This window comes from Amycolatopsis stemonae (assembly GCF_054781455.1).
The window spans coordinates 473,128-499,284 of sequence record NZ_BAAGUJ010000005.1; the positions used below are offsets into that span (position 1 = coordinate 473,128).

General features: G+C 72.4%; 24 protein-coding genes and 1 pseudogene. 14 read left to right on the top strand and 11 right to left on the bottom strand.

Annotation, left to right across the window (positions count from 1 at the left end; translation table 11 throughout):
• Positions 1 to 171: 171 nt before the first annotated feature.
• The gene (locus ACYVLJ_RS21670) at positions 172 to 828 is read right to left on the bottom strand and encodes a hypothetical protein (RefSeq protein ID WP_460440032.1); all 657 of its coding nucleotides are present in this window, start codon (positions 826 to 828) and stop codon (positions 172 to 174) included.
• A gap of 24 nt (positions 829 to 852) precedes the next feature.
• The gene (locus ACYVLJ_RS21675; RefSeq protein WP_451981185.1) at positions 853 to 1,458 is read right to left on the bottom strand and encodes a TetR family transcriptional regulator; all 606 of its coding nucleotides are present in this window, start codon (positions 1,456 to 1,458) and stop codon (positions 853 to 855) included.
• A gap of 102 nt (positions 1,459 to 1,560) precedes the next feature.
• On the opposite strand from ACYVLJ_RS21675, the gene ACYVLJ_RS21680 reads away from it, so the two are divergent.
• Positions 1,561 to 3,099: a GMC family oxidoreductase gene (locus ACYVLJ_RS21680; RefSeq protein WP_460440033.1), complete on the top strand. Its 1,539-nt coding sequence runs from the start codon at positions 1,561 to 1,563 to the stop codon at positions 3,097 to 3,099.
• Here ACYVLJ_RS21680 and ACYVLJ_RS21685 read toward each other — a convergent pair.
• Positions 3,096 to 4,049, bottom strand: coding sequence for a protein kinase family protein (locus ACYVLJ_RS21685; RefSeq protein ID WP_460440034.1), 954 nt, complete (start codon positions 4,047 to 4,049; stop codon positions 3,096 to 3,098). The genes ACYVLJ_RS21680 and ACYVLJ_RS21685 overlap by 4 nt on opposite strands.
• Before the next feature lie 13 nt (positions 4,050 to 4,062).
• Positions 4,063 to 5,136, bottom strand: coding sequence for an alcohol dehydrogenase catalytic domain-containing protein (locus ACYVLJ_RS21690; RefSeq protein ID WP_460440035.1), 1,074 nt, complete (start codon positions 5,134 to 5,136; stop codon positions 4,063 to 4,065).
• Between the two features lie 79 nt (positions 5,137 to 5,215).
• On the opposite strand from ACYVLJ_RS21690, the gene ACYVLJ_RS21695 reads away from it, so the two are divergent.
• A complete protein-coding gene (locus ACYVLJ_RS21695; protein WP_451981197.1) occupies positions 5,216 to 5,995 on the top strand; it encodes a helix-turn-helix transcriptional regulator in 780 nt (259 codons plus the stop codon).
• Here the strand turns inward: ACYVLJ_RS21695 and ACYVLJ_RS21700 are convergent.
• Positions 5,971 to 6,549, bottom strand: a complete 579-nt coding sequence (locus ACYVLJ_RS21700; protein ID WP_460440036.1) for a TetR/AcrR family transcriptional regulator — start codon at positions 6,547 to 6,549, stop codon at positions 5,971 to 5,973. The genes ACYVLJ_RS21695 and ACYVLJ_RS21700 overlap by 25 nt on opposite strands.
• A 59-nt stretch (positions 6,550 to 6,608) precedes the next feature.
• On the opposite strand from ACYVLJ_RS21700, the gene ACYVLJ_RS21705 reads away from it, so the two are divergent.
• On the top strand, positions 6,609 to 7,604 hold the full coding sequence (locus ACYVLJ_RS21705; protein ID WP_460440037.1) for a hypothetical protein: 996 nt from the start codon (positions 6,609 to 6,611) through the stop codon (positions 7,602 to 7,604).
• Here ACYVLJ_RS21705 and ACYVLJ_RS21710 read toward each other — a convergent pair.
• Positions 7,595 to 8,320: an alpha/beta fold hydrolase gene (locus ACYVLJ_RS21710; RefSeq protein ID WP_460440038.1), complete on the bottom strand. Its 726-nt coding sequence runs from the start codon at positions 8,318 to 8,320 to the stop codon at positions 7,595 to 7,597. The genes ACYVLJ_RS21705 and ACYVLJ_RS21710 overlap by 10 nt on opposite strands.
• 181 nt (positions 8,321 to 8,501) lie before the next feature.
• Between ACYVLJ_RS21710 and ACYVLJ_RS21715 the strand changes: the two genes are divergently transcribed.
• Both ACYVLJ_RS21715 and ACYVLJ_RS21720 read left to right on the top strand, forming a co-directional pair.
• A complete protein-coding gene (locus ACYVLJ_RS21715) occupies positions 8,502 to 9,281 on the top strand; it encodes a hypothetical protein (RefSeq protein ID WP_460440039.1) in 780 nt (259 codons plus the stop codon).
• A 35-nt stretch (positions 9,282 to 9,316) separates the two neighbouring features.
• Entirely contained in the window at positions 9,317 to 10,588 is a 1,272-nt protein-coding gene (locus ACYVLJ_RS21720; RefSeq protein ID WP_460440040.1) for an alpha/beta hydrolase fold domain-containing protein, read from the top strand.
• Positions 10,589 to 10,742: 154 nt separating this feature from the next.
• Here the strand turns inward: ACYVLJ_RS21720 and ACYVLJ_RS21725 are convergent, their stop codons facing one another.
• Positions 10,743 to 11,576 carry a helix-turn-helix domain-containing protein gene (locus tag ACYVLJ_RS21725; protein WP_460440041.1) on the bottom strand — a complete coding sequence of 278 codons (834 nt, stop codon included), beginning with the start codon at positions 11,574 to 11,576 and terminating at the stop codon, positions 10,743 to 10,745.
• A 115-nt stretch (positions 11,577 to 11,691) separates the two neighbouring features.
• Between ACYVLJ_RS21725 and ACYVLJ_RS21730 the strand changes: the two genes are divergently transcribed.
• The 6 genes from ACYVLJ_RS21730 (at position 11,692) to ACYVLJ_RS21755 (ending at position 18,519) form a co-directional block, all read left to right on the top strand.
• Positions 11,692 to 12,750 (top strand): aldo/keto reductase, encoded by a 1,059-nt coding sequence (locus ACYVLJ_RS21730; protein WP_460440042.1) that lies wholly within the window; start codon positions 11,692 to 11,694, stop codon positions 12,748 to 12,750.
• 75 nt (positions 12,751 to 12,825) lie between these two features.
• On the top strand, positions 12,826 to 13,701 hold the full coding sequence (locus tag ACYVLJ_RS21735) for an LLM class F420-dependent oxidoreductase (RefSeq protein WP_460440043.1): 876 nt from the start codon (positions 12,826 to 12,828) through the stop codon (positions 13,699 to 13,701).
• Positions 13,702 to 13,838: 137 nt separating this feature from the next.
• The gene (locus ACYVLJ_RS21740) at positions 13,839 to 15,245 is read left to right on the top strand and encodes a hypothetical protein (RefSeq protein ID WP_460440044.1); all 1,407 of its coding nucleotides are present in this window, start codon (positions 13,839 to 13,841) and stop codon (positions 15,243 to 15,245) included.
• 184 nt (positions 15,246 to 15,429) lie between these two features.
• Positions 15,430 to 16,890 (top strand): hypothetical protein, encoded by a 1,461-nt coding sequence (locus ACYVLJ_RS21745; RefSeq protein WP_460440045.1) that lies wholly within the window; start codon positions 15,430 to 15,432, stop codon positions 16,888 to 16,890.
• A 22-nt stretch (positions 16,891 to 16,912) separates the two neighbouring features.
• The gene (locus ACYVLJ_RS21750) at positions 16,913 to 17,779 is read left to right on the top strand and encodes an amidohydrolase family protein (RefSeq protein WP_460440046.1); all 867 of its coding nucleotides are present in this window, start codon (positions 16,913 to 16,915) and stop codon (positions 17,777 to 17,779) included.
• Positions 17,780 to 17,871: 92 nt separating this feature from the next.
• The gene (locus ACYVLJ_RS21755; protein ID WP_451981224.1) at positions 17,872 to 18,519 is read left to right on the top strand and encodes a GTP pyrophosphokinase; all 648 of its coding nucleotides are present in this window, start codon (positions 17,872 to 17,874) and stop codon (positions 18,517 to 18,519) included.
• A 1-nt stretch (position 18,520) separates the two neighbouring features.
• Here ACYVLJ_RS21755 and ACYVLJ_RS21760 read toward each other — a convergent pair whose 3' ends face one another.
• Together ACYVLJ_RS21760 and ACYVLJ_RS21765 are read right to left on the bottom strand one after the other, a co-directional pair.
• Positions 18,521 to 19,162, bottom strand: coding sequence for a TetR/AcrR family transcriptional regulator C-terminal domain-containing protein (locus ACYVLJ_RS21760; protein WP_451981227.1), 642 nt, complete (start codon positions 19,160 to 19,162; stop codon positions 18,521 to 18,523).
• On the bottom strand, positions 19,159 to 20,460 hold the full coding sequence (locus ACYVLJ_RS21765) for a cytochrome P450 (RefSeq protein ID WP_460440047.1): 1,302 nt from the start codon (positions 20,458 to 20,460) through the stop codon (positions 19,159 to 19,161). Before ACYVLJ_RS21765 ends, ACYVLJ_RS21760 begins: the two co-directional genes overlap by 4 nt.
• 75 nt (positions 20,461 to 20,535) lie before the next feature.
• On the opposite strand from ACYVLJ_RS21765, the pseudogene ACYVLJ_RS21770 reads away from it, so the two are divergent.
• Positions 20,536 to 20,901, top strand: a pseudogene (locus ACYVLJ_RS21770) (ester cyclase); the annotation flags it as partial.
• 49 nt (positions 20,902 to 20,950) lie between these two features.
• On the opposite strand, the gene ACYVLJ_RS21775 reads toward ACYVLJ_RS21770, so the two are convergent.
• Positions 20,951 to 21,922: an EamA family transporter gene (locus tag ACYVLJ_RS21775; protein WP_460440048.1), complete on the bottom strand. Its 972-nt coding sequence runs from the start codon at positions 21,920 to 21,922 to the stop codon at positions 20,951 to 20,953.
• Between the two features lie 68 nt (positions 21,923 to 21,990).
• Between ACYVLJ_RS21775 and ACYVLJ_RS21780 the strand changes: the two genes are divergently transcribed.
• Positions 21,991 to 22,848 carry a LysR family transcriptional regulator gene (locus ACYVLJ_RS21780; protein WP_460440049.1) on the top strand — a complete coding sequence of 286 codons (858 nt, stop codon included), beginning with the start codon at positions 21,991 to 21,993 and terminating at the stop codon, positions 22,846 to 22,848.
• On the opposite strand, the gene ACYVLJ_RS21785 is transcribed toward ACYVLJ_RS21780, so the two are convergent.
• Positions 22,836 to 23,486: a DUF998 domain-containing protein gene (locus ACYVLJ_RS21785; protein ID WP_460440050.1), complete on the bottom strand. Its 651-nt coding sequence runs from the start codon at positions 23,484 to 23,486 to the stop codon at positions 22,836 to 22,838. The genes ACYVLJ_RS21780 and ACYVLJ_RS21785 overlap by 13 nt on opposite strands.
• Positions 23,487 to 23,695: 209 nt before the next feature.
• On the opposite strand from ACYVLJ_RS21785, the gene ACYVLJ_RS21790 reads away from it, so the two are divergent.
• The gene (locus ACYVLJ_RS21790; RefSeq protein ID WP_460440051.1) at positions 23,696 to 26,155 is read left to right on the top strand and encodes a M14 family metallopeptidase; all 2,460 of its coding nucleotides are present in this window, start codon (positions 23,696 to 23,698) and stop codon (positions 26,153 to 26,155) included.
• The last annotated feature ends 2 nt before the right edge of the window (positions 26,156 to 26,157 follow it).

Genomic DNA, 26,157 nt, shown 5'->3' on the forward strand with positions numbered 1-26,157 from the left:
TTCCTGTTGGCGCTGCAGTTTGGCGTGCCAGGCTCCTGAGTCGTTGGTCATGGCGCTCTCCGGTGGGCGAAAGTGGTGTGCCGTGAACGCGGTCACGGGCGGCGGGGCGCGGGGCCGGCGGCGGGACCGGGTGCCGGTGCGCTTTCCGGAAGTACCCAGGGATCCCGCCGGTCAACCGCCCCGCGCGAGCGCCACCGAGAACGCCGGGGCGATCGCCGCGAGGAAGTCCAGCTGGTCGCGCAGCGGCGCGTCGCCGGGCAGGACGAGCTCGGTCAGGCGGTCGCGGCTCGCCAGCAGCAGGAAACACCGGGGCTGGCCGCCCGGCTCCGGCTCCGCGCAGAAGGTGCCGGCCTCGTCGGCGGCGGTGGTGCCGGCCAGGCCGATCCCGGACGTGATCGTGTGGTATTCCTTGCCGTCCAACGGAAACGCGCCGCACGAGAGCAGGTCGTCGTCGATCGCCCCGAGCACGTCCTTGCCGGCCACGTGGTCGTAGCGGGTGAGGTACTGCCGGACGTCCTGCCCGGTCGAGCCGACGCGCCAGGTCGCTTCGAGGCCCTGCTTCACCAGGCCGTCCCACGGTTGCGTGAAGCCGCAGAGCTTCAGCAGGACGATCCGCGGGTTCGGCACGGGGAGACCCCGGCGCGTCAAGCCCGCTTTCGCCAAGGCCGCGTCGGCGGGCAGGTAGTACGAGAGGTCGCTCGCCGAGGGGGGCCACGTCGCGGTGACGGGCCGGGGTGTCCACGTCGACGGCACCGCCGACTGGGCGGGGTCACACCCGGTCACGCAGAGGAGCAACGCGGAGAGCAGCACCCACCGGAGGCGGTTCATCCGCCGGATCCTGCCGAACGCGTGTCAGGCGCGCCAAGGTGCCGCGCCGGTTCGGTGTTCCTCCGCGACCGGGCCGTGACCCGCGAGACCGTCGAGGAACACCCGCACCAGGCGCTCCGCCGATTCCGCCGGCTCCCGCGGCGCCAGGCCCGACAGCAGCGCGGCCTCGTGCATTTCGAACAACAGGCCCAGATCCGCGGGCTCGAGGTCCGCTCGCACGCTGCCTTCCCGCTGCGCCTTTTCGAACGCCGGGCGCAGCAGGGAGACCAGCGCCTGGGTGTACTGGCGCTGGCTGCGCTCCGGCAGTTCGCGGAACAGCCGGACCAGCGGACGCCGCCGGGCCTGCATCGCCAGCACCATCCGCAGCAGCTCGCGGAAGGACTCCTTGCCCCGCACCAGGTGCTTCAACGCGTTCAGGTGGTGCGTGGCGACGGCGAGGGCCAGCGCCGTGCGGTCGGGGAAGTGCCGGTAGACCGTGGCCCGGCCGAGGCCGGCGCGGCGCGCGACCTCGTCGAGCGCGACGTCGGCCTTCTCGCTGAAGGCTTCGTCGGCCGCGCGCAGGATCGCCTCGCGGTTGCGGCGGGCGTCGACGCGCCGGGGCACGGCCGCGGACGGTCGTACAGCGCGCATGGGACCGGAGATTACTCGCGAGTAGTGAGACCGGCAATCGGTTCCATCTCTCGGTTCGGGTTCCTACGGTGACGCAAAGTCACCGTCGCGAGGAGTGCGCCGATGCCCAGCTTGAACCGCCGGACCGTCCTCTGGGGTGCGGCCGCCCTCGCGACCCTCGGCGCGGCCCGGGTCCCGACCACCCGGGAGGAGCACCGGGTCGTCGTCATCGGGTCCGGGTTCGGCGGCGGCGTGACGGCGTTGCGACTGGCCCGGGCCGGGGTGCCGGTACTGGTGCTCGAACGCGGCCGCCGCTGGCCGACCGGGCCGGACGCCGAGACGTTCCCGCACCCGACGTCGTCGCCCGACAAGCGGATCTTCTGGCTCGGCTCCGCGCCCGCGCTGCCCGGCCTGCCGTCGCTGCCGCCGTTCGAGCGCTACACCGGGCTGCTGGAGCAGGTGAACGGCCAGGGCATGACCATGATGTGCGCGGCCGGCGTCGGCGGCGGCTCGTTGGTCTACCAGGGCATGACGCTGCAGCCGACGGCCGAGCTGTTCCACGCCTGCTTCCCCGAACAGCTCGACTACGCCCGCCTGGACGCCGAGTACTACCCGCGCGTCGCCCGGATGCTGGGGATCGCCACCGCGCCGGACGCTCTCGTCGAAAGCAAGCCGTATAAGGCTTCGCGGGTCTTCGCCCGCAACGCGGGCGACGCGGGTTACGCCGTCGAAAAGATCCCGATGCCGATCGACTGGGACTACGCGCTGCGTGAACTCCGCGGCGAGATGAAACCGTCCTACACCAACGGCGACTGCGCGCTCGGCGTGAACAACGGCGGCAAGCACTCGGTCGACGTCACCTACCTCGCGGCCGCCGAAGCGACCGGCCGCTGCACCGTCGCGCCACTGCACAACGTCACCGACGTCGCGCTCGCACCGGACGGCCGCTGGGAGATCCACGTCGACCGCATCGACACTTCCGGAACCGTGCTGGAGAAGAAGGTGCTCACCGCGAAATCGCTCGTCATGGCGGCCGGCACGGCGAACACGACGCGGCTGCTGATGCGCGCGGGCGCGAAGGGCGCCATCCCCGACCTGCCCGACGCGCTCGGCACCGGCTGGGGCAGCAACGGCGACCGCATCTACACCTGGACGAACCTCGCCGGCGACTTCGGCACGCCGCAGGGCGGCCCGGTCGTCTACGGCAGCAAGGAATGGGACGACCCGGCGACGGCGAACACGGTCATCCAGGCGTCGCTGCCGCCCCTGCCGGACCTGCGGACCACGATGCTCGTCGGCTACGGCATCAGCGCCGGACGCGGCCGGTTCGTCTACGACGCCGCGAAGGACGACGCCGTCCTGCACTGGCCGTCCGGCGCCGACGCGAAGCTGAGTGCGCGCATCCACAAGCGCATCTCGCGCATCGCCGGCCCGCTGGGCGTCCTGCTCGACACGACCGCCGTCTCGCCGAGCACGTGGCACCCCCTCGGCGGCGCAGCGATGGGATCGGTCTGCGACCTCGAGGGCCGCGTGCTGGGCCACCGCGGCCTGTACGTCCTCGACGGCGCCCTGATGCCGGGGACGACCGCCGCCTGCAACCCGTCGATGACGATCGCCGCCCTCGCCGAGCGCGCGATGGACCGGCTGATCGGCGCCTTTTAACCGACGCGCTCCAGCTGCCGGGCGATCTCGTCCTTCGGGTACGGCGTCTTGCGGCTTTCGGCGTGCAGCGCGAAGTAGAAGTCGTTGACGACCGCGGCCAGCGGCGCGTAACGGCGCACGAGCGGGTGGCCGGACTGCGCCGCGTGTTCGCGGACGAAGGTGTTGCGGGTGCGGGCGTCCGGCCACGTGCGCAGGCCGCGCAGGACCCGGTTGACCAGGTGGGTCCGGACGTAGGCCCGGTCGTGGTCGGCGTGGTCGGCGAGGAACTCCGCCTCCGCGTCCGACAGCTCGAACCGCGGCGACACCATGAGGCCGAAGTCCGTGAGGTAGAGCCGTGCGCCGTCGGTGACGATGTTGGCGAAGTGCGCGTCGAAGTGCTGGATGCCCTGCCCGGCCAGGAAATCGGTGATGTGGCGCAGGTCCTGCTCGAGCGGCAGGTCGTCGTCCGCCCGGTCGGCGAGGCTGTGCGGCAGGTACTCGAGGAACAGCACGAGATCGGTGGTCGCTGCGGCGAGCGCTTCGAGGCGCCGCCGGACGCCCGCGTCGCCGTGCCAGAACGCGACGTCCGCCTCGATGTCGGTGTGCGGGCGCGGCAGGCCGGGCCGGACCAGCCAGTGGTGCAGCAGCGGGAAGTTCTCGCACTGTCCCGTGTGGACCCATTCGCTCGCCGCGCGGTGGGCGGCGAGCTCCCGCCAGGCGCCGCCCCCGGCCGAACCCACGCCGTAGTGGGACCAGGGCGGCAGGCCGTACAGGTCGGCGGTCGAGCCTTCGTGCCGCCGCTCGACGTCGGTGAGGGCGACCCGCTTGACGAAGACCGGCTCGCCCGCCACCTCCAGCAGCCAGGTCGATCCGCCGATCCCGGTGCCGAGCGGGCGTGCGGCGTCGAGGAGGGCGTCCGCGGCCTCGTCGAGGGCGGCGGCGATCGTGGCGTGGCGGGCGAGCCGGGTCATCCTTCGAACCTACTCAAGGCCGGACGACCGTGAGGGCGAACCGCGCCGAGGTGCTCGCCGCGTGGTCCAGCGCGGCCGTGATCTCGTCGAGCCCGAACTCGGTCACCGAGAACCGGCCGAGGTCGAGCAGACCCGCGTGGGCGAGCGCGATCATGCTCGCGCTCGCTGTCCGCGGGGCCATCCACTGCCCGCGGACGGTGACGCTGTTGCGCATGAGCCACGGGTACGGCAGGGCGAGGTCGTCACCGCCGAGCATGCCGACCCCGCCCATCAGCACGACGCGGCCGAACTCGCGGACCGTCATCGCGGCGGCCCGCACCGGCGCGGTGCTCGCCGACGGCGGCAGCAGGTCGAGGACGACGTCGACGGGCCGGCCGGCCGCCTCGCACATGCGGGCCGTGTCGCCGTCGCCGGTGAGCCGCACGGTGCGGACGCGGTCGCCGAACCGGCGGTCGAGGTCGGCCAGGGCGGCTTCGTTCCGGCCCGGCGCCACCACCCGGGCCGCGCCCATGGCGAGCGCGACCGCGACGGCCGCGCTCCCGAAGTTCCCGGTGGCCCCGCTGACCAGCACCGTCTCGCCCGGCCGCAGGTCCGCGGCGAGCAGGCCGCCGTACGGGACGAGACAGAGGACGAGCGCGGTCCACCGGCCGGCGTCGGCCGGGTCGATCGGCCCGAGCGGGATCGCGTTCTCGGTCGGGAGCAGCAGCTGTTCGGCGTACGCACCGTGGCCGTAGTGGCGTTGCAGGAACAGCCCGCCCTCGCCGCGGGCGCTCAGGCCCTGGAGCGTGATGTCCGGGGTGAGGGCGTCGTCGCGGGAGCGGATGGTCGGGTCGCACAGCACCCAGTCGCCGGGAGCCAGGCGGGTCGCGTCCGGGCCGGTCGCGCGCACCCGGCCGACGGCGCCCGCGCCGGGCACGACCGGCAGCGTCAGCGCGTAGTTCCGCTCGCCGCGGAACACCTCCGCCGCGTAGGGCAGCACCCCGGCCGCGACGACGTCGACGAGCACCTCGCCCGTGCCGAGCACCGGCTCGGGGACCTCGCGCACCGACAGGGGTTTTCCGAATTCTTCGAGGATCGCGGCTTTCATGCCCCGATCGTCGGAGAATCCGGCAAGCGTATCCAGACCTGGTATTATCCTGGGACTGTCCAGGGTCAGGGAGGCGGTCATGCCGGACGCGGCACGGGCGGGGCTGGGGGAGTTCCTGCGGTCGCGGCGCGAGCGGCTGAGCCCGGCGGCGCTCGGGCTGCCGGACCGGCGCCGCCGCCGGACGCCGGGGCTGCGCCGCGAAGAGGTCGCCGAGCTGGCCGGCATCGGCGTCGACTGGTACATCCGGCTCGAGCAGGGCCGCACGGTGAGCCCGTCGTCCTCGACGGTCGAAGCACTCGCCCGAGCCCTGCGTCTGGACGACACCGAAAGCGCCCACCTGCGGGCGTTGGCGCGCAACCCGGCTCGCACGGCGTTCACCCGCGAGAAGGTGCCCGAAGCCACGCGACGGCTCGTCGAGGGCTTGGCCGAGCCGGCGTACGTCACCGGCCGCCGCTGGGACGTCCTGGTCTGGAACCGGGCGGTGACCGAACTGTTCGTCGACTTCGGCGCGGTGCCGGAAGCCGACCGGAACATCCTGGTCTTCATGCTGCTCGACGCGCGGGCGCGGCGCCTGTTCGGCGCCGGCTGGGCCGGGCAGGCCGAGCACGTCGTGGCGCAGTTCCACGCCGCGCACGACCTGTGGGCCGGCGACCCGGCGTTCACCGAACTGGCGACGCGGCTGCGTTCCGGCTGTCCGGAGTTCGCGGCGTGGTGGGAAAACCACGAGGTCGTCCACGGTGGATCGGGCCGGAAGACGCTGTGCCTGCCGGAGCCGCGGGTCTTCGACTACGCGACCTTCCAGGCCAATGAGGACCCCGCCCTGCGCGTGACGATCTACGCGCCCGCCAAGGGCAAGTAGACGTCGTCGACGATCTCGGCGAGCACGTCTTCGTCCACTGTGGTCAGGCCGCGCGTGAGGTATTCGTTGCGCAGCAGCACGAGTGCCACGGTGGCGACGCGCGGCGTGCGAGCGCCGGGCCGCGCCTCGCCGCGCGCGATGGCCCGGTCGAGGATGGTCAGCCAGCTTTTCGCGCCGCCCTCGGCGGCCATTTCGTGCAGCTGCCGCCGCAACTCCGGCTCGTCGCCGACGCCGGTCAGGAGACCGCGCAGGACCCGGGCGGCGGGGGAGGTCTGGCCGCAGTTGATCGCGCGCAGCAGGCCCAGCGCGTCTTCGCGGAGGGTGCCGGTGTCGGGCGGCTCGAGGGTGTCCTCGGCCAGGTGGCGGTAGGCGGCGACGCCGAGCGCGGCGCGGTTCGGCCAGCGGCGGTAGATCGCGTTCTTGTTGGTACCGGCCCGCTGCGCGACCCGTTCGACGGTCAGCCCGGGGTAGCCGACGCCGGCGAGTTCTTCCGCGGCGGCGCGCAGGATCGCGTCCTCGAGTTCGGCGCCCCGCCGCCGGGTCTTCTCGGCCATGGCGCCACTCTACCGCACTAGGGTACGGTACGGACCGTACCCTAATTCTCGGAGGCATCATGCGGGCCAAAGGCATCGGCTACGACACGGGTTTCGAGCGGGGCGGGCGGTTCAACCGGCCGTTCGACCCGGACCTGGTCCGCCGCGAGCTGACGATCATCCGCGACGACCTGCACTGCACGGCCGTGCGGCTGATCGGCACCGACCTGGACCGGATCGAGTCCGCCGCCCGCGAGGCGGCCGGCCTCGGACTGGAGGTGTGGTTCTCACCGTTCCCGTGGGACCGCACGCAGGACGAGGTCCTGGCACTCCTCGCCGACGGCGCGGCGCGGGCGGAACGGCTCCGGTCGGCGGGCGCCGAGGTCGTGTTCGTCACCGGAGCCGAGGTGAGCCTGTTCAACCACGGCTTCCTCCCGGGCGACGACCTCCCCGCCCGGGTCGCCGGCCTGCTGGCGTCGCGGGACCTGGTCGCGTTGTTGCCGGAACGGGTCAACGCCTTCCTGGCACGCGCGGTTTCGGTCGTCCGCGCGCGGTTCGGCGGCCGGGTCACGTACGCGTCGGTGCCCCTGGAACGCGTCGACTGGGCGCCGTTCGACATCGTCTCGGTGGACGCGCACCGCTCGAAGGAGGTGGCGCACCTCTACCAGGAGGGCATCCGCACGCTGGTGGCGGCGGGAAAGCCGGTCGCGATCACGGAGTTCGGCGTGACGCCGTACCGCGGCGCGGCCGACCTCGGCGCGCGGTGCGGCGAAATCCTGGAGTACGAAGGCGACGTCCCGGTGCGGCTCGACGGTTCCTACGTGCGGGACGAGGAGGAGCAGGCGCGGTACTTCCGGGAGCTGCTGGCGGTGTTCACGGCCGAGGGCGTCGACGCGGCTTTCGCCTGCACGTTCGTCTGTTATGGACTGGTGCACCGCGCGGATCCCCGGGAGGACCTGGACATGGCGAGCTGGGGCGTGGTGAAGGTGCTGGCGGAGGGCACGGGCGAAACCTACGAAGGCGTGCCGTGGGAACCGAAAGCGGCGTTCGCCGCCCTGGCCGCGTGCTACGCCTGATCCAGGAACTCCACCATCGCCGCCGTGAGTTCCGGGCTCGTCATCGCCGTGAAGTGGTTGCCCGGCACCTGGATGAACCGCCCTTCCGGCAACGCCTCGGCCAGCGCTTCGGCCGTCGCGTGGCCGAAGTCCTCGTCGCCGACGGCGATCAGCGTCGGGGTCGGGATCTTCTCCAGCCCGGACGTCGGGACGTGGGTGCCCAGGACGTGGCGCAGCGCCACCGGATCGCCGCCCGCCTGCTTGAGCCAGTACGCCGGCGAGCCGGGTTCCACGGGTTTGCCGTCGATCAGGGTGGTCAGCGCCTGGTGGTACATGCCCGTGCGGGACGTCGCCCGCTCGACGGCGTCGAGGCCCTGGCCCGCCACGACCGCGCGGCGCGGGCGGGCGCCGCGGGCGAGCAGGCGGAGGACGACCCGGCCGCCGAACGAGTACCCGCCGAGGTCGTAGTCCCCGAGGCCGAGGTGCTCGAGGAGGGCGAAGCCGTCGTCGGCCAGAACATCGGATGGGTACGCTGCCGGGTCGTGGGGGTGGCCGCTGTCGCCGTGGCCCCGCAGATCCGGCAGGACCACGCGGCGGCCCTTCGCGACGAGGTCCTGGGCCGGGCCGAGCCAGTCGTGGCCGGAACCGGTGAAGCCGTGGAACAGCACCAATGGCCGGCCGGAGCCGAGGTCGCGGTAGCTGAGCTCCAAGCCGTCGGTACCACGGAAGTGCGGCATGTCCAGACCTTACAGCCCGCGAGGGAAGCGTCGCCCGAAAGTGCGAACAACTTGCCAGCTGTTCCCGTGAAGAGTTAACGTCTCACTGCTAGACATCGGATGTCCAGCCCGGTTTCGCCGGGTCCGTCCGCCGACCGATGTGCACCCCTGCCGAACCGTCGTCAGGAAGGACACACCGACGATGCCGGAATTCCCCCGCAGGACGGCCCTCGCCGTCGCTGCCCTCACCGTGCCGATCCTGCTCGCCGCGCCCGCCCAGGCGGCGCCGCTCTGGCACCCCGACCCCGCCACCGACGGCCTCAAGGCCTTCGAGGGCATCGAAGCCGACCGCGGCAACCACCACCCCGACCGCAAGTACGTCGTCGTGGAAGGCGACCACTACCGCTTCAGCATCTGGAAGGACGACCGCGACACCACCGGTGGTGGCGACCGCCAGCGCACCGAGTCCAAGGGCATGGTCCAAAGCGGCACCACGCTCGAGATGCACAACGGCGAGACGTGGACCCTCTCCTACGAGATGTACATCCCCGGCTCGCTGCACGGCACCAGCAAGTTCACCCACATCTTCCAGACCAAGACGCCGTCCACCAACGGCGGCCCGTGGGTGACGCTGGACCTGACCCGCAGCGGCAGCAAGGAAATGCTCAACGCCCGCGCGTACGCCAATTCGGGTTCGCCGAGCATCGCGGCCACCGACCTGTCCCCGCTGCGCGACAAGTGGATCACCATCGAGTGGACGTTCACGCCCGGCGCGAAGGGCAAGGCGTCGTGCGTGATCCGCAACGGCACCGGGTCCGGCGCGCCGGTGGCCGCGCAGGGCAGCATGACGAACGTGAACATCCCCGACCAGGGGGACTACGTCCGCCCGAAGTGGGGGATCTACCGCTCGGTCCAGAGCGCGCCGTCCGACATCCTCGACACCTACCTGCTGTTCCGGAACTACACGGCTTCGCGCAAGTAGGTGCGCCGGCCCGCGTCCAGGGTGACACTGGCGCTATGAAGGTCGTCGACGGGCACTCCGGCACACGCCGCCCGTCGACGACCTCGCGCTACGCCGTCCCGCTGCCGTTGCGACGCGGTCCGGTGCTGGTCACGGCCGCGTTCGCCGCGCTCGGCGGGGCCCTTATCCCGGCTGCCGCGGTGGCCGCGCTCTGGCGGATCTGGCAGTTCTACGCGATGCTGTTCGGCCTGTTCGCCGCCGTCGAGCTCGTCGCCGCCGTCATCGTCCTCGGCTGGCCGACGCGCAAGACCGCGCACGCCGGCGCGCTGGTCGCCACGGCGAGCCTCGCGTTGTGGGTGGCCAGCCGCCCGCTCGGGCTGCTCGCGCGGCTGGACCCCTGGCAGCCGGCCGACACAGTCGTCGGCTTCACCGACTACGTCGCGGCGTCCTTGCAGGTCATCGCCGTGCTCGGGTTCCTGGTCGTGGCGCGGCGGCGGGCGCACCCGCGGCCGTCCGCGGTCCGGCGCGTCTCGGCGTGGATCGTGCTGTTCCCGGTGCTGCTGCTGGTGCTCGCGGCCGGCGCGGCGGGCACGGTCGCGGCCGGCGACAACCTGACCGGCACCACCGTCTCGCCGCTGCTGGACAGCAGCACGGTCGAGTACTGCCACCCGGACGGGATCCCGCTGCTCATGGACATCTCGCGTCCGCGCCCGGACAGCCGGGGCGCCCCGGTGGTGCTCTTCCTGCACGGCGGCGGGCTGCTCGCCGGCAACCGCAAGCCGACCGGCCCGGGCGCGCTGCTCGCCGGGTCCCGGCTCGGTCCGCTGCGCGACGCGCTGACGGCCCGCGGCTTCGCCGTCGCGTCGATCGACTACCGCCTCGCGCCCGCCGCGCGGTGGCCGGCGCCACTGGACGACGCGAAGTGCGCGGTCCGGTTCCTCAAGGCCAACGCGGCCGCGCTGGACGTCGACCGGGCGCGCGTCTCCGCCGTCGGCACCGGAACCGGCGGCACCCTGGCGTCGCTGCTCGGCGTGGCCCGGGAACCCGGCACCGCCGACCGGGCCGTGGCGGCCCTGGCGGCGCCGGCCGACTTCGACCTCGCCGGGCTGGATCCGCTCACGCGCGCGTCGATCCTGACGGCGCTGGGCCGCGCGCCGGAGACGCTCCGCTCGGCGAGCCCGCTGGCGTACCCCGCCGCGGGCGCGCCGCCGTTCCTCATCGCGCAGGGCGGCCGGAAGTCGGCCGAGTTCGCCGGCCACCTGCGGGCCGCGGGCGTCCCGGTGACCACCGACGCCGACGTGGCGGAGTTCCTCGCGGGCGTGCGGTAGGTGGGGCATGAGCGGACGGGCGATCTTCGGCGATCACTCGTACCGCAGCGACTTCCACGGTTGACCGAACCCGCTCCGGTCCCGTTTTCGTTCAACCGCAAGGAAAGTCATGTCTTCCCGGACTCTCTGGGCGCTGCTCACCAGCCGGATCGCGTCAGACCTCGTCGCGCGCCTGGGCCAGCAGCCGGTCCAGGGCCGACCGGCTGCCGTCGTCCGCGGGGCGGCAGATCATCACCCGCTGGTCGGTGTCCTGGAGCGGCGCGAGCACCTCGAACCGCACGGAGAGCACGCCTGCGCCGGGGCGGCGCAAGGCCTTGCTGCCGCGGCCGTTGACCTTGACGTCCCGCTCGGCCCACAGCCGGGCGAACTCCTCGTCGCCGAGGCATTCGGCGATGAGGCCGCTCAGCGCCCGGTCGTCGGAATGGGCGGCCCACGCGGCGCGCAGGTGGGCGACACCCTCCCGCACGACGCGCTCGCGGTCGACGTAGCACTCGCGGATCTCCGGGTGCAGCAGGCACAGCCACATCGCGTTGCGCCGCGGCGGCGGCAAAGTGGCGAAGTCCAGCAGCAGCGCGGCCATTTCCGGATTCCAGGCCAGGATGTCGAACCGGTGGTTCATCAGCATGGCGGGCAGCGGCGACAGGTCGGCGACCAGCCCGGCCAGCGACGGCTCCGCGGCGGTGGCGGGTTCGCCGGTGGCGCGCGGACGCTGCCGGGTCAGGTCGAAGAGGTAGCCGCGTTCGTCGGGCGTCAGGCGCAACGCCCGCGAGAGCGCCTCGACGACGTCAGCCGAGGGACGCAACCCGCGCCCCTGCTCCAGCCGCACGATGTAGTCGATGCTGACCCCGGCCAGCTCGGCGACCTCTTCGCGGCGCAGCCCCGGGGTCCGGCGGGCCTGCCGCCGCGCCGGCAGGCCGAAGTCCCGCGGGTCGAGACGCTCGCGCCGGGTCCGCAGGAACGCGGCCAGCTCCACGGTCGGGGTGATCATGCCCGGTTCCAACAGCCGGGGTGGGACTCGTGTTCCCAGGCAGCGTCTTCCCTTACCCCCGGCCGGCGGCCGGGCGAGGCTGGAGCCCGACGGACCACCGACCCAGGAGGACACGATGCCGCTCACCCTCGACACCTACCGGCTGCTGGGCCGCTCCGGCCTGCGGGTCTCGCCGCTGGCGCTGGGCACCGCGACCTTCGGCACCGAGTGGGGCTGGGGCGCCGGGCGCGACGACGCACGCAAGCTGTTCGACACCTACGTCGAGCGCGGCGGCAACTTCGTCGACACGGCGGTCACCTACACCGACGGCAGCGCCGAGCGCCTGCTCGGCGAGTTCGCCCGTGACCGGCGCGAAAGCCTGGTGCTGGCGACGAAGTACACGACGCTGCGCCGGCCCGGCGACCCGAACTCCGGCGGACCGCACCGCAAGAGCCTGTTCTCGTCGGTGGAAGCCAGCCTGCGGCAGCTGGGCACGGACTACCTCGACCTGCTCTACCTGCACGTCTGGGACTTCACGACGCCGGTCGAGGAGATCCTGCGCGGCCTGGACGACCTGGTCCGCCAGGGCAAGGTCCTCTACGTCGCGATGTCGAACGTCCCGGCCTGGGAGGTCTCGCGGATGCAGGCGATCGCCGACCTGCGCGGCTGGGCGCCGCTGGTCGCGCTGCAGATCGAGTACAACCTCGCCAACCGGGCCGCCGAACGCGACCTCATCCCCATGGCTCGCGCGATGGGGCTGGGCGTCACGCCGTACTCGCCGCTGGCGGGCGGGCTGCTCACCGGCAAGTACCGCCGCGCCGACCTGACCTCGGCGAACGTCGCGGACGGCACCCGCAAGAGCTTCAACTCCGGAATCGGCCTGCTCACCGAACGCACCCTCGGCATCGCCGACGTCGTGCGGGAGGTCGCCGCGGACCTGGGCCGCACGCCCGCCCAGGTCGGGCTGGCCTGGACGCTGCTCAACCCGGCCGTGACGGCCCCGATCCTCGGCGCCCGCACGCCCGCGCAGCTGGAGGACAACCTCGGCGCGCTGGAAGTGACCTTCACCGACGCCCAGGTGGCGCGGCTCGGCGAAGCCGCGTCGATCGACCTCGGCTACCCGCACGAGCAGCTCGCCGGCGCCCACCTCCGGGCGGTGACCAGGGGAGACCTGACGATCGAGGCGCGGCGCTGATCCCGGGGCTTGCCCTGGAGCGCGCTCCAGGTCCTACGGTGGGGACACTTCGACCGCACGTCAGGAGAAAGCTCCATGGAACTCGGTTTCCACCTCCCCATTTTCGACATCGAAGGCGGCACCACCGCCATCGCCGGCGAGCTCGCCCGGGTGGGCGCCGCGGCGGAGGAAGCCGGGGCGACCTGGCTGTCCTTCATGGACCACTACTTCCAGATCGAGCCGACCGGCCTGCCCGCCGAGTCGAACATGCTGGAGGGCTACACGACGCTGGGCTACCTCGCCGCGTACACGTCCCGGATCGACCTCGGCCTGCTCGTCACCGGCGTCACCTACCGGCACCCCGGCCTGCTCGCGAAGATCGTCACCACGCTGGACGTCCTTTCGGGCGGCCGGGCCGTGCTGGGCGCCGGCGCGGCCTGGTTCGAACGCGAGCACCGGGGGATGGGCGTGCCGTTCCCGCCGATCGCCGAGCGGTTCGAACGGCTGGAAGAAACGCTGCGGATCTGCGGGCAGATGTGGGACCCGGAGAACAACGGGCCGTTCGAAGGCAAGCACTACCAGCTCGCCGAGACGCTCTGCTCACCCCAGCCGATCAGCCGACCCAAGATCCTCGTCGGCGGTGGCGGGGAACGCAAGACGCTGCGCCTGGTCGCCCAGTACGGCGACGCGTGCAACCTGTTCGGCAGCTCGCCCGACGACGTCGCGCACAAGCTGGACGTGCTGCGCCGCCACTGCGACGACGTCGGCCGCGACTACGACGAGATCCGCAAGACGATCCTGGCCAACAACCCGCGTCCGACGCCGGACACCCGCGACGACTTCGTCCGCGCCATGGCGGACTACGCGAAGCTCGGCGTGCAGACCGCGATCGTCACGCCGACCACCGGCTCACCCGCCGCGTGGATCGAGGGCATGGCCCCGGCCGTGCCGCAGCTGGCCGACCTCGGGTAGGCCGGGCCCCGGGCGGGCGAAGACGCGCGAGCCGCCCGCCCCGGTTGCCCGGCCCGGTTCCCGGAACGTTCCGCCCTGCCGGTTGTCCGGCCGGAGTCCTAACTTCGGTCGGACAACCGAAGAACAGGGGGAACACCATGCCCACGGGCAGATTCACGCTGACGGCCTGCGGCGCGTTGACCGCCGCGCTCGTCTTCACCGGCGTCACCGCCGCACCCGCCTCCGCCGAGACCGGGCCGAACCTCAAGGTCACCGCCACCGCCCTGCCGGGCCGGTGGCTGCCGGGGGACGCCATCCCGGTCGACCTGACGATCAGCAACCTCGGCGACACCGCGGCGACGCACGTCACCGGGTCCGGCATGACGCAGTCGGGCCCCTACTTCTCCGTCAAGGACGAGGAGTGGGGTGACCTCCACGCGGCCGGTGGCGCGTCGTTCGCGCCGGGGGAGACCCGCACGTACCACCTGCACGGGACCGTCGCCATGCCCGCCAACGGCAACCCGGTGGTGGAGTTCAGCGCCTACGTCGACGGGGACGCCGACTGGACCGACAACACGGCGCAGGTGACCGTCCCGCTCGTGCCGGCGGGCACCACCGACCGCATCGCCGGGCACCTCTACGGCGACCGCGACCGGGACGGGAAGCCGTCGCCCGGCGAGGACATCGCCGGCGCCGAAGTCCACGTCATCGGCACCGGGATGGCGCACGACGTCGTCGCGACGACCGACGCGGCCGGCCGGTTCGCGATCGACGGCCTGCCCGTCGGGAACGGCTTCAGCTGGCACTTCGAGAAGGTGCCGGGCGGCTGGGTGGTGCCGCCGACCCTCCCGGCGTTGCGCCTGGACGGCAGCGGCGCGAACACGGCCCTCGAGGCCCAGGCCATCCGGCCGCTCAGCGACGTCCTCACCGCGTCGATCAGCCTCGACAAGGGCAGCTACGCCGTCGGCGAAGTCGGGACCGCGACGGTCACCCTCGCCAACACCGGCGACCGCCCGCTGACCGGCCTGTACGCGGGCTGCGACCCGGCCGGCTCCGGCCAGGGCCTGCAGGTGCCCGCCGACCAGTGGGGCGCGTTCTCCCCGCTGCACCCGGCCGGGCAGCTGGCCCCGGGCCAGCGCGTCGTGCTGCACGTGTCGGGGAAGGTGCCCGAGGTCGCGGCCCACTTCGGCCGGACCTTCCTCGACTGCTCCTTCGACGACGGCAACACGTACGGCTCGGGTCCCTACACCTACGCCGAAGCCAAGGTGCCGGGCATGACGGCCGACGCCAAGGGGCAGCTCTGGGTGGACCGCAACCACAACGGGCAGCCGGACGCCGGTGAAGGGCTCGTGAAGACGAAGGTCACGCTGAGCGTGGACGGCACGCACGTCGTCGCGCTGGCCCAGACCGACGCGAACGGCATCGCGACGTTCACGAAGGTCCCGGTCGGCAGCTACGTGCTGCGGCCGGTCGGCCCGTGGACGACGGTCGGCGACGCGGGCGTGCCGGTGATCGCACCGCCGTACGGCTACGGCGACTGGAGCGTGCAGGTCGCGCCTCGCTGACGTCCGTTGACACCGGGATCACACGCGGCCTGGTAAGCACGGCACCCCGACCCGGCGAAACCGCCGGACCGGGGTGCCGTCACGCACATATGTCCACTGTGGACATCCGGTTTCCGTTCCGGTGAACCATCGACCGCGGCGTCCCGTGTGCCGTGGTGAGGTGGCGACCCGAGAGGAGGGGCTGATGCCCCACGAGCGCACGGCCGGACGACACCGCAAACCGGCGACGATCGGACTCGCAGCGCTGCTGGGAGTGGCAGCCGCAACGGCGACGGCAATAGCCTTGAGCGGCCCGGCGAGCAACGCGGCGACGGAGAACTGCAGTGGCTTGGACACGGCGTTGCAGAACAACCTGACGTTCATCAAGAGCCAGCAGGAAGCCCCGGACGCCCAATCGGCGGCCCGAATCGCCAACCGTCAGGCGGTGGTGAACCAGATCCAGCAACGCCGGGCAGCAGCGGGCTGCGGAGGAGCGGTGGCGGCCAACGCGGCGGTGGCGTCCTGCGCGGCGCTGGCGGATCAGGCCGCAGCCGAGAAGAAGGGGATGGGTGCCGGAAAGGCCAAGGCCGGCCAGGGGGCCAAGAAGAACGGCGCGGCTGGTAACGGTACGGCCGATCAGCAGGGTGCCGACCAGCAGGGCGCCGATCAGCAGGGCGCCGGCCAGAACGGCACGGCCGACCAGAACGGCACGGCCGACCAGAACGGCACGGCCGACCAGAACGGCATGGCCGACCAGAACGGGATGGCTTCCGGCAAGGGCGGATCCGCTGGCCACCACGGCAAGGCCAAACAGAAGGACATGGCCGGCGCGAACGGCGCCGCCGACCAGAACGGCGCGGCGAACCAGAACGCCGCCGACCAGAATGCGGCAGCCGAGCAGGCGTGCGCGGTGGTCCAGAAATGCCTGACCCAGGCCACCGGCGCCAACGGCATGGCCGACCAGCAGGGCATGGCCAACCAGAACGGTGCATCCGACCAGAACGGCATGGCGGCGCAGAACGGCATGGCCGACCAGAACGGTATGGCGAACCAGAACGGCATGGCCAGCCAGAACGGCGCGGCGGACCAGAACGGTATGGCGAACCAGAACGGTATGGCCAGCCAGAACGGCGCGGCGGACCAGAACGGTATGGCGAACCAGAACGGTATGGCCAGCCAGAACGGCGCGGCGGACCAGAACGGTATGGCCAGCCAGAACGGCGCGGCGGACCAGAACGGTATGGCGAACCAGAACGGCATGGCCAGCCAGAACGGCGCGGCGAACCAGAACGGCACGGCGGACCAGAACGGCACGGCGGACCAGAACGGCACGGCGGACCAGAACGGCATGGCGGACCAGAACGGCATGGCCAACCAGAACGGTGCATCCGACCAGAACGGTATGGCCAACCAGAACGACATGGCCGACCAGGGCAACGCGGCCCAGAACCAGGCCGCCGAGCAGAACTGCGCGTCCGTCCTCGACTGCGTCTCCCAGGCGTCCGCCGATCCGAACGCGGCCGCCGGCCAGCAGGGCATGGCCACCGAACAGAAGCAGCAGAAAGCCAAGGGCAAGGCCGACAAGAACGCAGCCGCAGCGGCCGCGGTCAAGTGCGTCGCGGCGGCCTCGGCCTCGGCCACCGCGACAGCCACTGCCGGCAAGTAAGCAAGCAGGCACACTAGGCGGCGTGGAATTCGCCCCCGAGCGGAAGTACGCCCGCTGCCCCGGCCCGGACCCGCGGCCTCGCGCCCCGGTCCGGGTCGTGGTGCCGCCCGGCTCCGTCGACACCCACGCGCACGTCGTCGGGGAACGCGGGTTCGTCGAAAACCGCAGCTTCACCCCGCCGGCCGCCGCCGAAGCCGACTACCTCGCGATGCTTGACGCCACGAGCATGACCTACGGCGTCCTCGTGCAGGTCAGCGTGCACGGCACCGACAACTCCCTCCTGCTCGCCACGCTCCGGGCGAACCCCCGCCGGCTGAAGGGCGTCGCGGTCGTCGACCCCGGTGCCGGTGACCGTGAACTGGCCGAACTCCACGACGCGGGCGTCGTCGGGCTGCGGATCAACACCCTGACCGGCGGCGGCGTCGGGTTCGCCGCGCTGGATCGGCTCGAAGCCGTCTGCCTGGAGCACGGCTGGCACCTCCAGCTGTTCACCGACCCCGAGACGCTCGAACCCCACGTCCGGCGCCTGGGCCGGCTCCGCGTGCCGTACGTGCTCGACCACCTCGGCGCGCCCGACCCGGCCAAGGGCACCGGCGTGGTGCGGGACCTGGTCGCCGACGGTGCCTGGGTCAAGCTCTCCGGCGCCAACCGGCTCGCCGACCCGCCCTACGCCGAGACCGTGCGCCTCGCCTGGGAGCTCGTCGAGGCGGCGCCGGACCGGTGCGTCTACGGCTCCGACTGGCCCCACGTCGGCTTCTGGGGCCCGATGCCGAACGACGGCGACCTCGTCGACCTGCTGGCCGACTGGGTCCCCGACCCCGCCACCCGCGACGCGGTCCTCGGCGCCAACGCGCGCCGGCTCTACGGCTTCCCTGACCCGATCCGGTGACGGGCGGGAACTCGCGGCCGCCGGTGATCGTTGACCGGAGGGAGCGCAGTAACCTGGTGCGCGCCCACGACCGACGACAGCACGAGGCTTCAGTGACCACCGATCCGGCGGCCGAGGACCTGCGGGAGGCGGCCGACGAGCTCGCCGTCGCCGGACAGCTCCCGCGGTTCCTGCTGATGTACAAGTTCGCCATCGAAGAGCTGATGACGAAACTGCGGATCCTCAGCGAGGAGTTCGACTTCGTCCACCGGCACGACCCGATCGAGCACATCACGAGCCGGGTCAAGCGACCGGAAGCGATCAAGGAGAAGGTCCACCGCCGCGGCCTCGGCGACGACTGGATCGCCGCCGCGCACGTCCTCGACGACATCGCCGGCATCCGCGTCGTCTGCCCGTTCGTCTCCGACGTGTACGAAGTCGCGCGCATGCTCACCGCCCAGGACGACGTGGAACTGTTGCGCACCAAGGACTACATCGCGCGCCCGAAGCCCAACGGCTACCGCAGCCTGCACCTGATCGTCCGCATCCCGGTGTTCCTGTCCGACCGCGTGGAGAAGGTCAAGGTCGAGGTCCAGCTGCGCACCATCGCGATGGACTTCTGGGCCGCCGTCGAGCACAAGCTGTCGTACAAGTACGCCGACAGCGTCCCGGAGGACTTCGCGGGCGAGCTGGCCGCGGCGGCGAAGACCGCGGCGGACCTCGACGCCCGCATGGCCGCGCTGCACGAACGCATCCGCTGAGTCACGGCGCGAGGGCGTCCAGCAGGATGGCCAGCCCGAACTCGAACTCCGCCTCGTGGTCGCACACCGCGAGGTACGGCGCCGCCGCGGAAACGGCCGGCAGCCCGGACCCCTCGAGGTCGGCGAGCCGGCCCCGGTCGCCGGTGCCGCTGAACGTCGGCGCGGCGTCGACCTCCCGCATCAGCGTCCCGATCAGGAACGCCAGCACCGCCCGCAGCCCGTGCACCGCGCGCTCCGGCGGGTAGCCCGCCGCCAGCAGCGGGCCGAGCACGGCTTCCACCGGCGCCAGCGCCGTCATCGACGCGAGCCGTCGGGTCAGCACCAGCTGGGCCGCGCGCGGGTGGTCGAGCATCGCGGCCCGGAACCCGTGCGCCAGCGCGGACATCGTCTGCCGCAGGTCCGTCCCCGGTGCGGGCGCGGGGATCGCGGCGAGCAGGACCTCGGCGATGCCGTCCAGCAACGCGTCCTTGCCGTCGACGTGGTTGTACAGGCTCATCGGGTCGACGCCCAGCCGGCGCGCGAGCTTGCGCATGCTCACCGCGGCAAGGCCTTCTTCGTCGACGAGCGCGAGCGCTTCCCGCAGGATGCGGTCCCGGGACAGGACGTCCGCGTCCTTGGGCGGGCGCCCCCGCCTGGTCGTCACGAGGTGAGCACCGCGGGCAGGCTTTCGTAGCCGCGCAGGATCCGCGTCTCACGGCGGCGGCCGCCGGGCAGCACGCGCAGGCCGGGGAACCGCTCGAAGATCGTGCGCAACCCGATCTCGCCCTCCATCCGGGCCAGGGAGGCACCCAGGCAGTGGTGCCGTCCGGCGCCGAACGACACGTGGTCGCGCGCGCCGGAGCGGGTGACGTCGAAGACGGCCGGTTCGGTGAACACCCCCGGGTCGCGGTTCGCGCCGGCCAGCACGGTCGTGACCAGGGCTCCGCGCGGCAGCGGCACCCCGGCGACCTCGGTGGCGCGCGTCGCCAGCCGGCCGGTCAGCAGCACCGGCGGGTCGTAGCGCAGGACCTCCTCGACCGCGTTGCCCCACAGGTCCGGCCGCTCGCGCAGCACGGCGAGCTGCCCGGGGTCGCCGGCCAGCAGAGCGATGCCGCTGCCGAGGAGGTTGACCGTCGTTTCGAAGCCGGCCGCCAGCACCAGGCCCGCGGTGGACTTCAGCTCGGTTTCGGTGAGGCCGACGCCGTCGTCGCGGGCGGCGACGAGCTTGCTGAACAGGTCGGTGCCGGGGTGCCGGCGCAGGTGCTCGAGGTGTTCGCCGAGCCACGTGTCGAACTCGGCCAGCGCGACCTCGACGTCGCGGAAGGTGCGCCAGCCCAGGCCGAGGTCGAGGCTGGGGGCGGCGGCCCCGCCCAGCGAAAGCACCTTGCCGAGGTCGGACGGCGGCACGCCGAGGATTTCGCTGATCACCGTCACCGGCAGCAGGCCGCAATAGGACTCGACGAGGTCGAGCGGCTGCCCGGGATCGAGCGCGTCGAGCAGGCCGTCGGCGATCTCCTGGACCCGCGCGCGCAGCTGCTCGACGGCCCGGACGGTGAACACGCCGGTGACGAGCTTGCGGTACCGCGTGTGCTCGGGCGGGTTGACGGCCAGCAGCGACGGCGGCCGCACCGGGTGCAGGTGCTCGCCGGCCGACCACTCGATCAGCCGGCCGAGGGGCGAGCCGTCGGAGCCGACCACGCCGACGCGGAAGTCCTCACTGGACAGCACTTCCCGGACCGCGGCGTGCGTGGTGGTCATCCAGCCGAAGCGGGTGCGGGCGAGCGGCCCGGCGGCGCGGATCTCCTCGAACAGCCCGGTCAGGTCCCGGCCGTCGGCCGCCGCGACCACCATCCGGCCCTGCAGGTCGCCGCGCTTGGCCTCGCGGCGCAGGACGGCCCGGGGGAGCGCGTGGCCGAGGCTCCACCGGACGACGGGCTTCACCCTGGTCAAGGCTCCGGTCATGGCTTCCCCTCCGGTCGGCGTGTCTACAGTGTAGGTTATCGTCGGTTACCTACACCGTAGATTTAAGGGAGTGCGATGACCGAGTTCGACATCCCCGCCCCCGAGGTCCTCGCGGCGCGGCAGAAGCTGGTGCTCGACCACTTCCGCGACGAGGTCGCCCAGGACTGGGACGCGACGCTCTCGACGTTCCCGCACCCGCACTACGAAGTGATCGCGACCATGACGGTGCACGACGGCGACCGCGCCGTCCGCGGCTACTACCACGACACCCGCGTCGCGTTCCCCGACCAGCACCACGAGCTGATCGCGCTGCGCCACAGCGCGGACGCGGTCGCCGTCGAGTTCTGGCTGCTGGGCACGCACCTCGGCCCGCTCGGCGCGATCCCGCCGACGGGCTCGGCGTTCCGCGTGCGCATGACGGCCTACTTCGTCTTCGACGGCGACGAGAACCTCGTGTGCGAGCGCATCTACTTCGACACGCTCTCGATGCTCAAGCAGTTGATCGGCGGGGTGGACAAGAAGAACCCGAAGAACTGGCCGTTGCTGCTCCGGGTCGCGCGCGGCTTCCTGGCGATGTCGGGGGAACGGCCGGACCCGCGGCTGACGGAGACGACGGAACCGGTCCTGCGGCAGGTCTGACCACCGCGACGACGTTGACCACGACGATCACGCCGGTCGCCGCCCAGGAGAGCGCGTCGAGGCGCTGGCCGAGGACCACCCAGCCGACCAATGCGGCCAGTACCGGGTTCACGCTCATCACCGTGCCGAACACCGAGGCCGGGACCTGCCGCAGCGACAGCAGGTCGGCGAGCATCGGGACCGCCGACGACAGGACGCCGGCGGTCACCGCGGCCAGGACCGCGCCCACGCTCGGGCGGTGCGCGACCATCGCGAAGACGCCGACCGGCAGGTACGCCAGCCCGGAAGCGCCGGCGGCGGCCGCCGAGCCCGCGACGCCGGGGATGCGGGCCCCCACCGCGCGGTTGAGCAGTATGTAGCTCGCCCAGCACGCCGCCGCGAGCAGCGCCAGGCCGATGCCGAGGTAGTCCGTGCTCGGCCGCGGCCGCACCAGGACCACCACCGCGGCCGCCGCGACGAGCGCGCAGAGCAGGTCGCCGCGGCGCCGCGACCCGGCGAGCGCGACGCCCAGCGGGCCGAGGAACTCCAGCGTCACGGCCAGGCCGAGGCCGATCCGGTCGACCGCGCTGTACAGCGCCAGGTTCATCGTCCCGAACACCAGCGCCAGGGTCAGCACGAGCCGCCACTGGGCCGCGGTGAACCCGCGCAGGCGCGGTCGCCCGGTCGCCAGCAGCACCACGGCCGCGACCCACTGGCGGACCGCGACCACCCCGGCCGGCCCGAGCTGCGGGAAGGCCAGGGCCGCGACGGACGCGCCCACCTGGTTGGCCAGCCCACTGCCCGCCATCAGCGCCGCACCGCGCCACCGTCCTTCGTTCGCCATGCCCCGACTATCAGCCCGGTTCATGCATACGCAAAATGCATCCGACACGTCGGCTATACGCTGGACGTATGGATGCCTCGCTGGAGCTGCGCCACCTGCGGCACTTCGTCGCGGTCGTGGACACCGGGAGCTTCACCGACGCCGCGATCGAGCTGGGTGTCTCGCAGGCCACGGTGTCGCGGACGCTGCTCGCGCTGGAGCGGGTCCTCGGGGTGCGGCTGCTGCACCGCACGAGCCGGACCGTCGAGCCGACCACGGCCGGCGTGACGGTCCTCGCCCGGGCCCGGGTGCTGCTGGCCGACGCCGAAACGCTCGTGCACGAGGTCACGACCGGCCACGCCCGGCTCCGGCTCGGGCACGCGTGGTCGGCGGTGGGGCGGCACACCACGGAGTTCCAGCGGCGCTGGCAGGACCGGTACCCCGACGTCGAGCTGCAGCTGGTCCGGACCAACACGGCGACCGGGGGACTGGCCGAGGGACGCTGCGACCTGGCGGTCGTCCGCACCGCCGTGGACAGCCACAGGTACGCGCACGTGCTCGTCGGCCGCGAACGCCGGTACGTCGCCCTCGCCTCGGACGACCCGTGGGCGCGGCGCCGCGTCATCCCGTTCGCCGAACTCGGCGAACGCACGCTCGTCGTCGACCGGCGCACCGGGACGACGACGCCCGACCTGTGGCCCGAAGGCGCGCGCCCGGCGGTCGAGTACACCCACGACATCGACGACTGGCTGGCGGCCATCGCGACCGGGCGCTGCGTCGGCGTCACCCCCGAGGCGACCGCGGCGCAGTACCGCCGCGACGGCATCCGCTACCGGCCGCTGCGCGACGCGGACCCGGTGCCGGTCCGGCTGATCTGGCGCCACCGCGACGCGCACCCGGCGACGCACCTGGCCGCCGCGTTGCTGACGGAGCTCTACCGCGGCTGAGCGCGGGCCGGCGCCACCAGGGTGCCCAGCGCCACCAGTTCCGTCAGCGCCATCCCGCGTTCCACCAGGCCCAACGGGATGAGCGTCCACCAGCGGCCGCCTTCGACCGCGGCCACGACGACCGCGCCGAGGATCACCGCGAACCAGCCCAGCGACGCGACCGCGAGCACGCGGGCCAGCAGCCGGCGGCCGGGGGAGTCCGGGAACGCCGTGCGCGAAGCGACCAGCACCGCCAGCGGGAGCGCGACGAACGCCACCACGCTCGCGATCCGGTGCAGTGTGCCGCCGAAGTCCGCGCGCGAGACCGTCGCCCAGTCCGGTTTCGGGAAGGCCACGATCACCAGCAGCCCGACCGTCCACAGTGCACCCAGGACGGCGGCGGCCGCCGGCAGCCGCCGCTCGTGGTGCAGAGCCGCGAGCCCCGCGGCCGAGCCGAGCGCGACCAGCACCACGGCGAGGTCGAACACCCACTTGTGGTCCGACAGCCCGTATTCGCTGATGGTGCGGCGGGTCGCGCTGATCTCGTCGGTCGGCGGGATCACCTGCAGCAGCAGCACCAGCGCGGCGCCGAGCACGAGCGCCGCGATGCCGCTCAGCGAGACCGCGACCGGCGTCCGTCGCGCAGGGACCGTGACCATGAACCGACAGTAGCCGACGCCGGGTTGAACTCCCGGTGAAATGTCCTTTTGGGTGGCCAAAGGTGTCAAGACGGGGTGAAGGCTGTACGACTTACGGCGGTTACCGGAGCCGGTTTTCGTCCATTACGGTCACTCGCTACCGGTACGTCCGTGCTGTGCCGGCCTCGTCAAGGAGGTCTTTGCCTGTGGGGAATTCACCAAGAAGACTGGTGCTGACGGCGTCCGCCGTCGCACTGGCCGCGGCGTTCGTCGCGTTGCCGTCCGGCACCGCCGGCGCGGCGCAGAACATCCTGCGCGCCGACAAGTCGGTGCCGCGCTCGTGCTTCGCGAAAGTGCTGCCCAAGGGCACCTCGGGCACCGACCAGCGCGAAGTGACGTCCACTGTGGACGGCCTGGTCCAGGCCCGGCTCATGGCGGCGTCGGGCGTCGAAGGCGACTGGGACATCGCCGTGTTCGACAAGGCGACGGGCGGCGTGGTCGCCGCTTCCGCCGCGTTGCGCACCCACGAACTCGCCGAAAGCTTCGTGAAGAAGGGCCAGCAGCTGGTCGTCCAGGGCTGCCGCTACGGCGGCTCGGCCGACCGGGCCCAGCTCGGCGTCGACTTCCTGGCGCTGACCCCGCAGGGCACGCCGACCAGCGCGCAGAAGGCGCAGCTGGTCCGCGTGCAGACCCCGACCCGCGCCGACAAGACCAAGCTGACCGGCCTGGGCCTCGACGTCACCGAGAAGGGCGACGCGACCGGCGTCGAGGTCGTGCTGGCCGATGACACCGACCGCGCCACGCTCGCCAAGAGCGGCCTCAAGTCGACCGTCGTCACGGCCGACCTCTCCGCCAAGTCCGTCGCCGACGCGAAGGCCGACCGCGCGTACGCGGCCGCGACGCCCAAGTCCGTGCTGCCCTCGGGGCGCACCAGCTACCGCCACCTCTACGACTACGAGTACGAGATGAAGGAGCTGGCCCGGGCCAACCCGAACCTCGTCTCGGCGTTCACCATGCCGGAGTCGACCTGGGAAGGCCGCGACGTCATGGGGCTGGAGATCGCCACCGACGTCAAGAACCTCACCGACGGCAAGCCGATCGACTTCACCATGGGCGTGCACCACGCCCGGGAGTGGCCGGCCGGCGAGCACGTCATGGAGTGGGCGTACGAGCTGATCAACGGCTACTCCCACGACAACCAGATCCGCGGCTTGGTCGGCAGGACACGCAACATCGTCGTGCCGATCGTCAACCCCGACGGCTTCGACATCTCCCGCGAAGCCGAGCCCAAGGGCGACTTCACGCGCTTCGACTACGAAATGAAGCGCAAGAACTGCAACGTCAGCGACTCGCCGCCGCAGTACGCCACCGGCGTCTGCAAGGCCAACCCCGCCGGCCGTGTCCGCGGCACCGACCCGAACCGCAACTACGCCGGGTTCTGGGGCGGCAGTGGCGCCGAGATCGCCTGGAGCGGCGACACCTTCCGCGGCTCCGCGCCGTTCTCCGAGCCGGAGTCGCGCAACATCCGGTCGATCGTGTCGAACCGCCAGGTGACGAACCTGATCACGTGGCACACCAACGCGGCCCTGGTGCTGCGCCCGCCGGGCGTCGCCGACGTGCGGCCGCCGCTGGAGGAGCCGGTCTACAAGGCCCTCGGCGACAAGATGGCGTCGCGCAACGGCTACACCAGCGAGCCGAGCTGGGCGCTCTACGACACGACCGGCACCACCGAGGACTGGTCGTACTGGGCCACCGGCGGCTGGGGCTTCACCATCGAGGTCGGCGGCGCCGGCTTCCACGAGGCCTACGAGACGGCCGTCGTCGCCGAGTACGCCGGGCTGGCCCCGACGACCGGCGCGGGCAAGGGCGGCAACCGCGCCGCGCTGCTCGACATGCTGGCCAACACCGCCGACCCGCAGGCGCACTCGACGCTGATCGGCTCGGCGCCGAAGGGCTACCAGCTGAAGCTCCACAAGACGTTCCAGACGCCGACGTCACCGGTGATCCAGGCCGACGGCACCACCAAGCCGCCGATCTACGTCACCGACAACCTGAACTCGACGTTCACGACGACCGGCGGCCGGTTCGCGTGGTCGGTCAACCCGTCGACCCGGCCGTACGTGGCGGGCCGCTACGGGCGCGACCCGCAGGGCCCGGCGCAGCAGGGCTTCGGGGTGACCAACCCGGCCGGGGTGCCGCCGATCAACCAGAACTACCCGGCGGACCCGGCGGGCGACACGTTCACCTTCCACGTGAACGGCCTGCCCCAGGTCGACAACGGCAAGTTCAGCGTGAACATCAACTGGAAGAGCAGCTCGACCGACTGGGACCTGTTCGTCTACGACTCGGCGGGCAACCTGGTCAGCTCGTCGGCCAACGGCGGCACGACCTCCGAGCACGCCGTGCTGTTCGACCCGCCGGCCGGCGACTACAAGGCGGTGGTGGTCAACTACGACCAGGCCGACCCGAACGCCGTCGACGACTGGACCGGCGACGTGTCGTTCGCCTCGCCGATCCCGCCGACGTACGGGCCGAAGGAGGCCTACCAGCTGACCTGCACGTCGCCGAAGGGCAAGCTGGTCGGCGTGGCGGACGTGTACGCCGACCGCGGCCAGACGGTCGACGTCGGCGAGGTCTGCACGGCGTCCGCGCACGCGCAGAAGCAGCGCGCCTCGGGCGGGGCTCGGTAGCC

What these genes read in the sequence shown, in the direction of transcription:
- ACYVLJ_RS21670 (WP_460440032.1), bottom strand. Translation starts at nt 828, where the DNA reads ATGAACCGCCTCCGGTGGGTGCTGCTCTCCGCGTTGCTCCTCTGCGTG.
- ACYVLJ_RS21675 (WP_451981185.1), bottom strand. Translation starts at nt 1,458, where the DNA reads ATGCGCGCTGTACGACCGTCCGCGGCCGTGCCCCGGCGCGTCGACGCC.
- ACYVLJ_RS21680 (WP_460440033.1), top strand. Translation starts at nt 1,561, where the DNA reads ATGCCCAGCTTGAACCGCCGGACCGTCCTCTGGGGTGCGGCCGCCCTC.
- ACYVLJ_RS21685 (WP_460440034.1), bottom strand. Translation starts at nt 4,049, where the DNA reads ATGACCCGGCTCGCCCGCCACGCCACGATCGCCGCCGCCCTCGACGAG.
- ACYVLJ_RS21690 (WP_460440035.1), bottom strand. Translation starts at nt 5,136, where the DNA reads ATGAAAGCCGCGATCCTCGAAGAATTCGGAAAACCCCTGTCGGTGCGC.
- ACYVLJ_RS21695 (WP_451981197.1), top strand. Translation starts at nt 5,216, where the DNA reads ATGCCGGACGCGGCACGGGCGGGGCTGGGGGAGTTCCTGCGGTCGCGG.
- ACYVLJ_RS21700 (WP_460440036.1), bottom strand. Translation starts at nt 6,549, where the DNA reads ATGGCCGAGAAGACCCGGCGGCGGGGCGCCGAACTCGAGGACGCGATC.
- ACYVLJ_RS21705 (WP_460440037.1), top strand. Translation starts at nt 6,609, where the DNA reads ATGCGGGCCAAAGGCATCGGCTACGACACGGGTTTCGAGCGGGGCGGG.
- ACYVLJ_RS21710 (WP_460440038.1), bottom strand. Translation starts at nt 8,320, where the DNA reads ATGCCGCACTTCCGTGGTACCGACGGCTTGGAGCTCAGCTACCGCGAC.
- ACYVLJ_RS21715 (WP_460440039.1), top strand. Translation starts at nt 8,502, where the DNA reads ATGCCGGAATTCCCCCGCAGGACGGCCCTCGCCGTCGCTGCCCTCACC.
- ACYVLJ_RS21720 (WP_460440040.1), top strand. Translation starts at nt 9,317, where the DNA reads ATGAAGGTCGTCGACGGGCACTCCGGCACACGCCGCCCGTCGACGACC.
- ACYVLJ_RS21725 (WP_460440041.1), bottom strand. Translation starts at nt 11,576, where the DNA reads ATGATCACCCCGACCGTGGAGCTGGCCGCGTTCCTGCGGACCCGGCGC.
- ACYVLJ_RS21730 (WP_460440042.1), top strand. Translation starts at nt 11,692, where the DNA reads ATGCCGCTCACCCTCGACACCTACCGGCTGCTGGGCCGCTCCGGCCTG.
- ACYVLJ_RS21735 (WP_460440043.1), top strand. Translation starts at nt 12,826, where the DNA reads ATGGAACTCGGTTTCCACCTCCCCATTTTCGACATCGAAGGCGGCACC.
- ACYVLJ_RS21740 (WP_460440044.1), top strand. Translation starts at nt 13,839, where the DNA reads ATGCCCACGGGCAGATTCACGCTGACGGCCTGCGGCGCGTTGACCGCC.
- ACYVLJ_RS21745 (WP_460440045.1), top strand. Translation starts at nt 15,430, where the DNA reads ATGCCCCACGAGCGCACGGCCGGACGACACCGCAAACCGGCGACGATC.
- ACYVLJ_RS21765 (WP_460440047.1), bottom strand. Translation starts at nt 20,460, where the DNA reads ATGACCGGAGCCTTGACCAGGGTGAAGCCCGTCGTCCGGTGGAGCCTC.
- ACYVLJ_RS21775 (WP_460440048.1), bottom strand. Translation starts at nt 21,922, where the DNA reads ATGGCGAACGAAGGACGGTGGCGCGGTGCGGCGCTGATGGCGGGCAGT.
- ACYVLJ_RS21780 (WP_460440049.1), top strand. Translation starts at nt 21,991, where the DNA reads ATGGATGCCTCGCTGGAGCTGCGCCACCTGCGGCACTTCGTCGCGGTC.
- ACYVLJ_RS21785 (WP_460440050.1), bottom strand. Translation starts at nt 23,486, where the DNA reads ATGGTCACGGTCCCTGCGCGACGGACGCCGGTCGCGGTCTCGCTGAGC.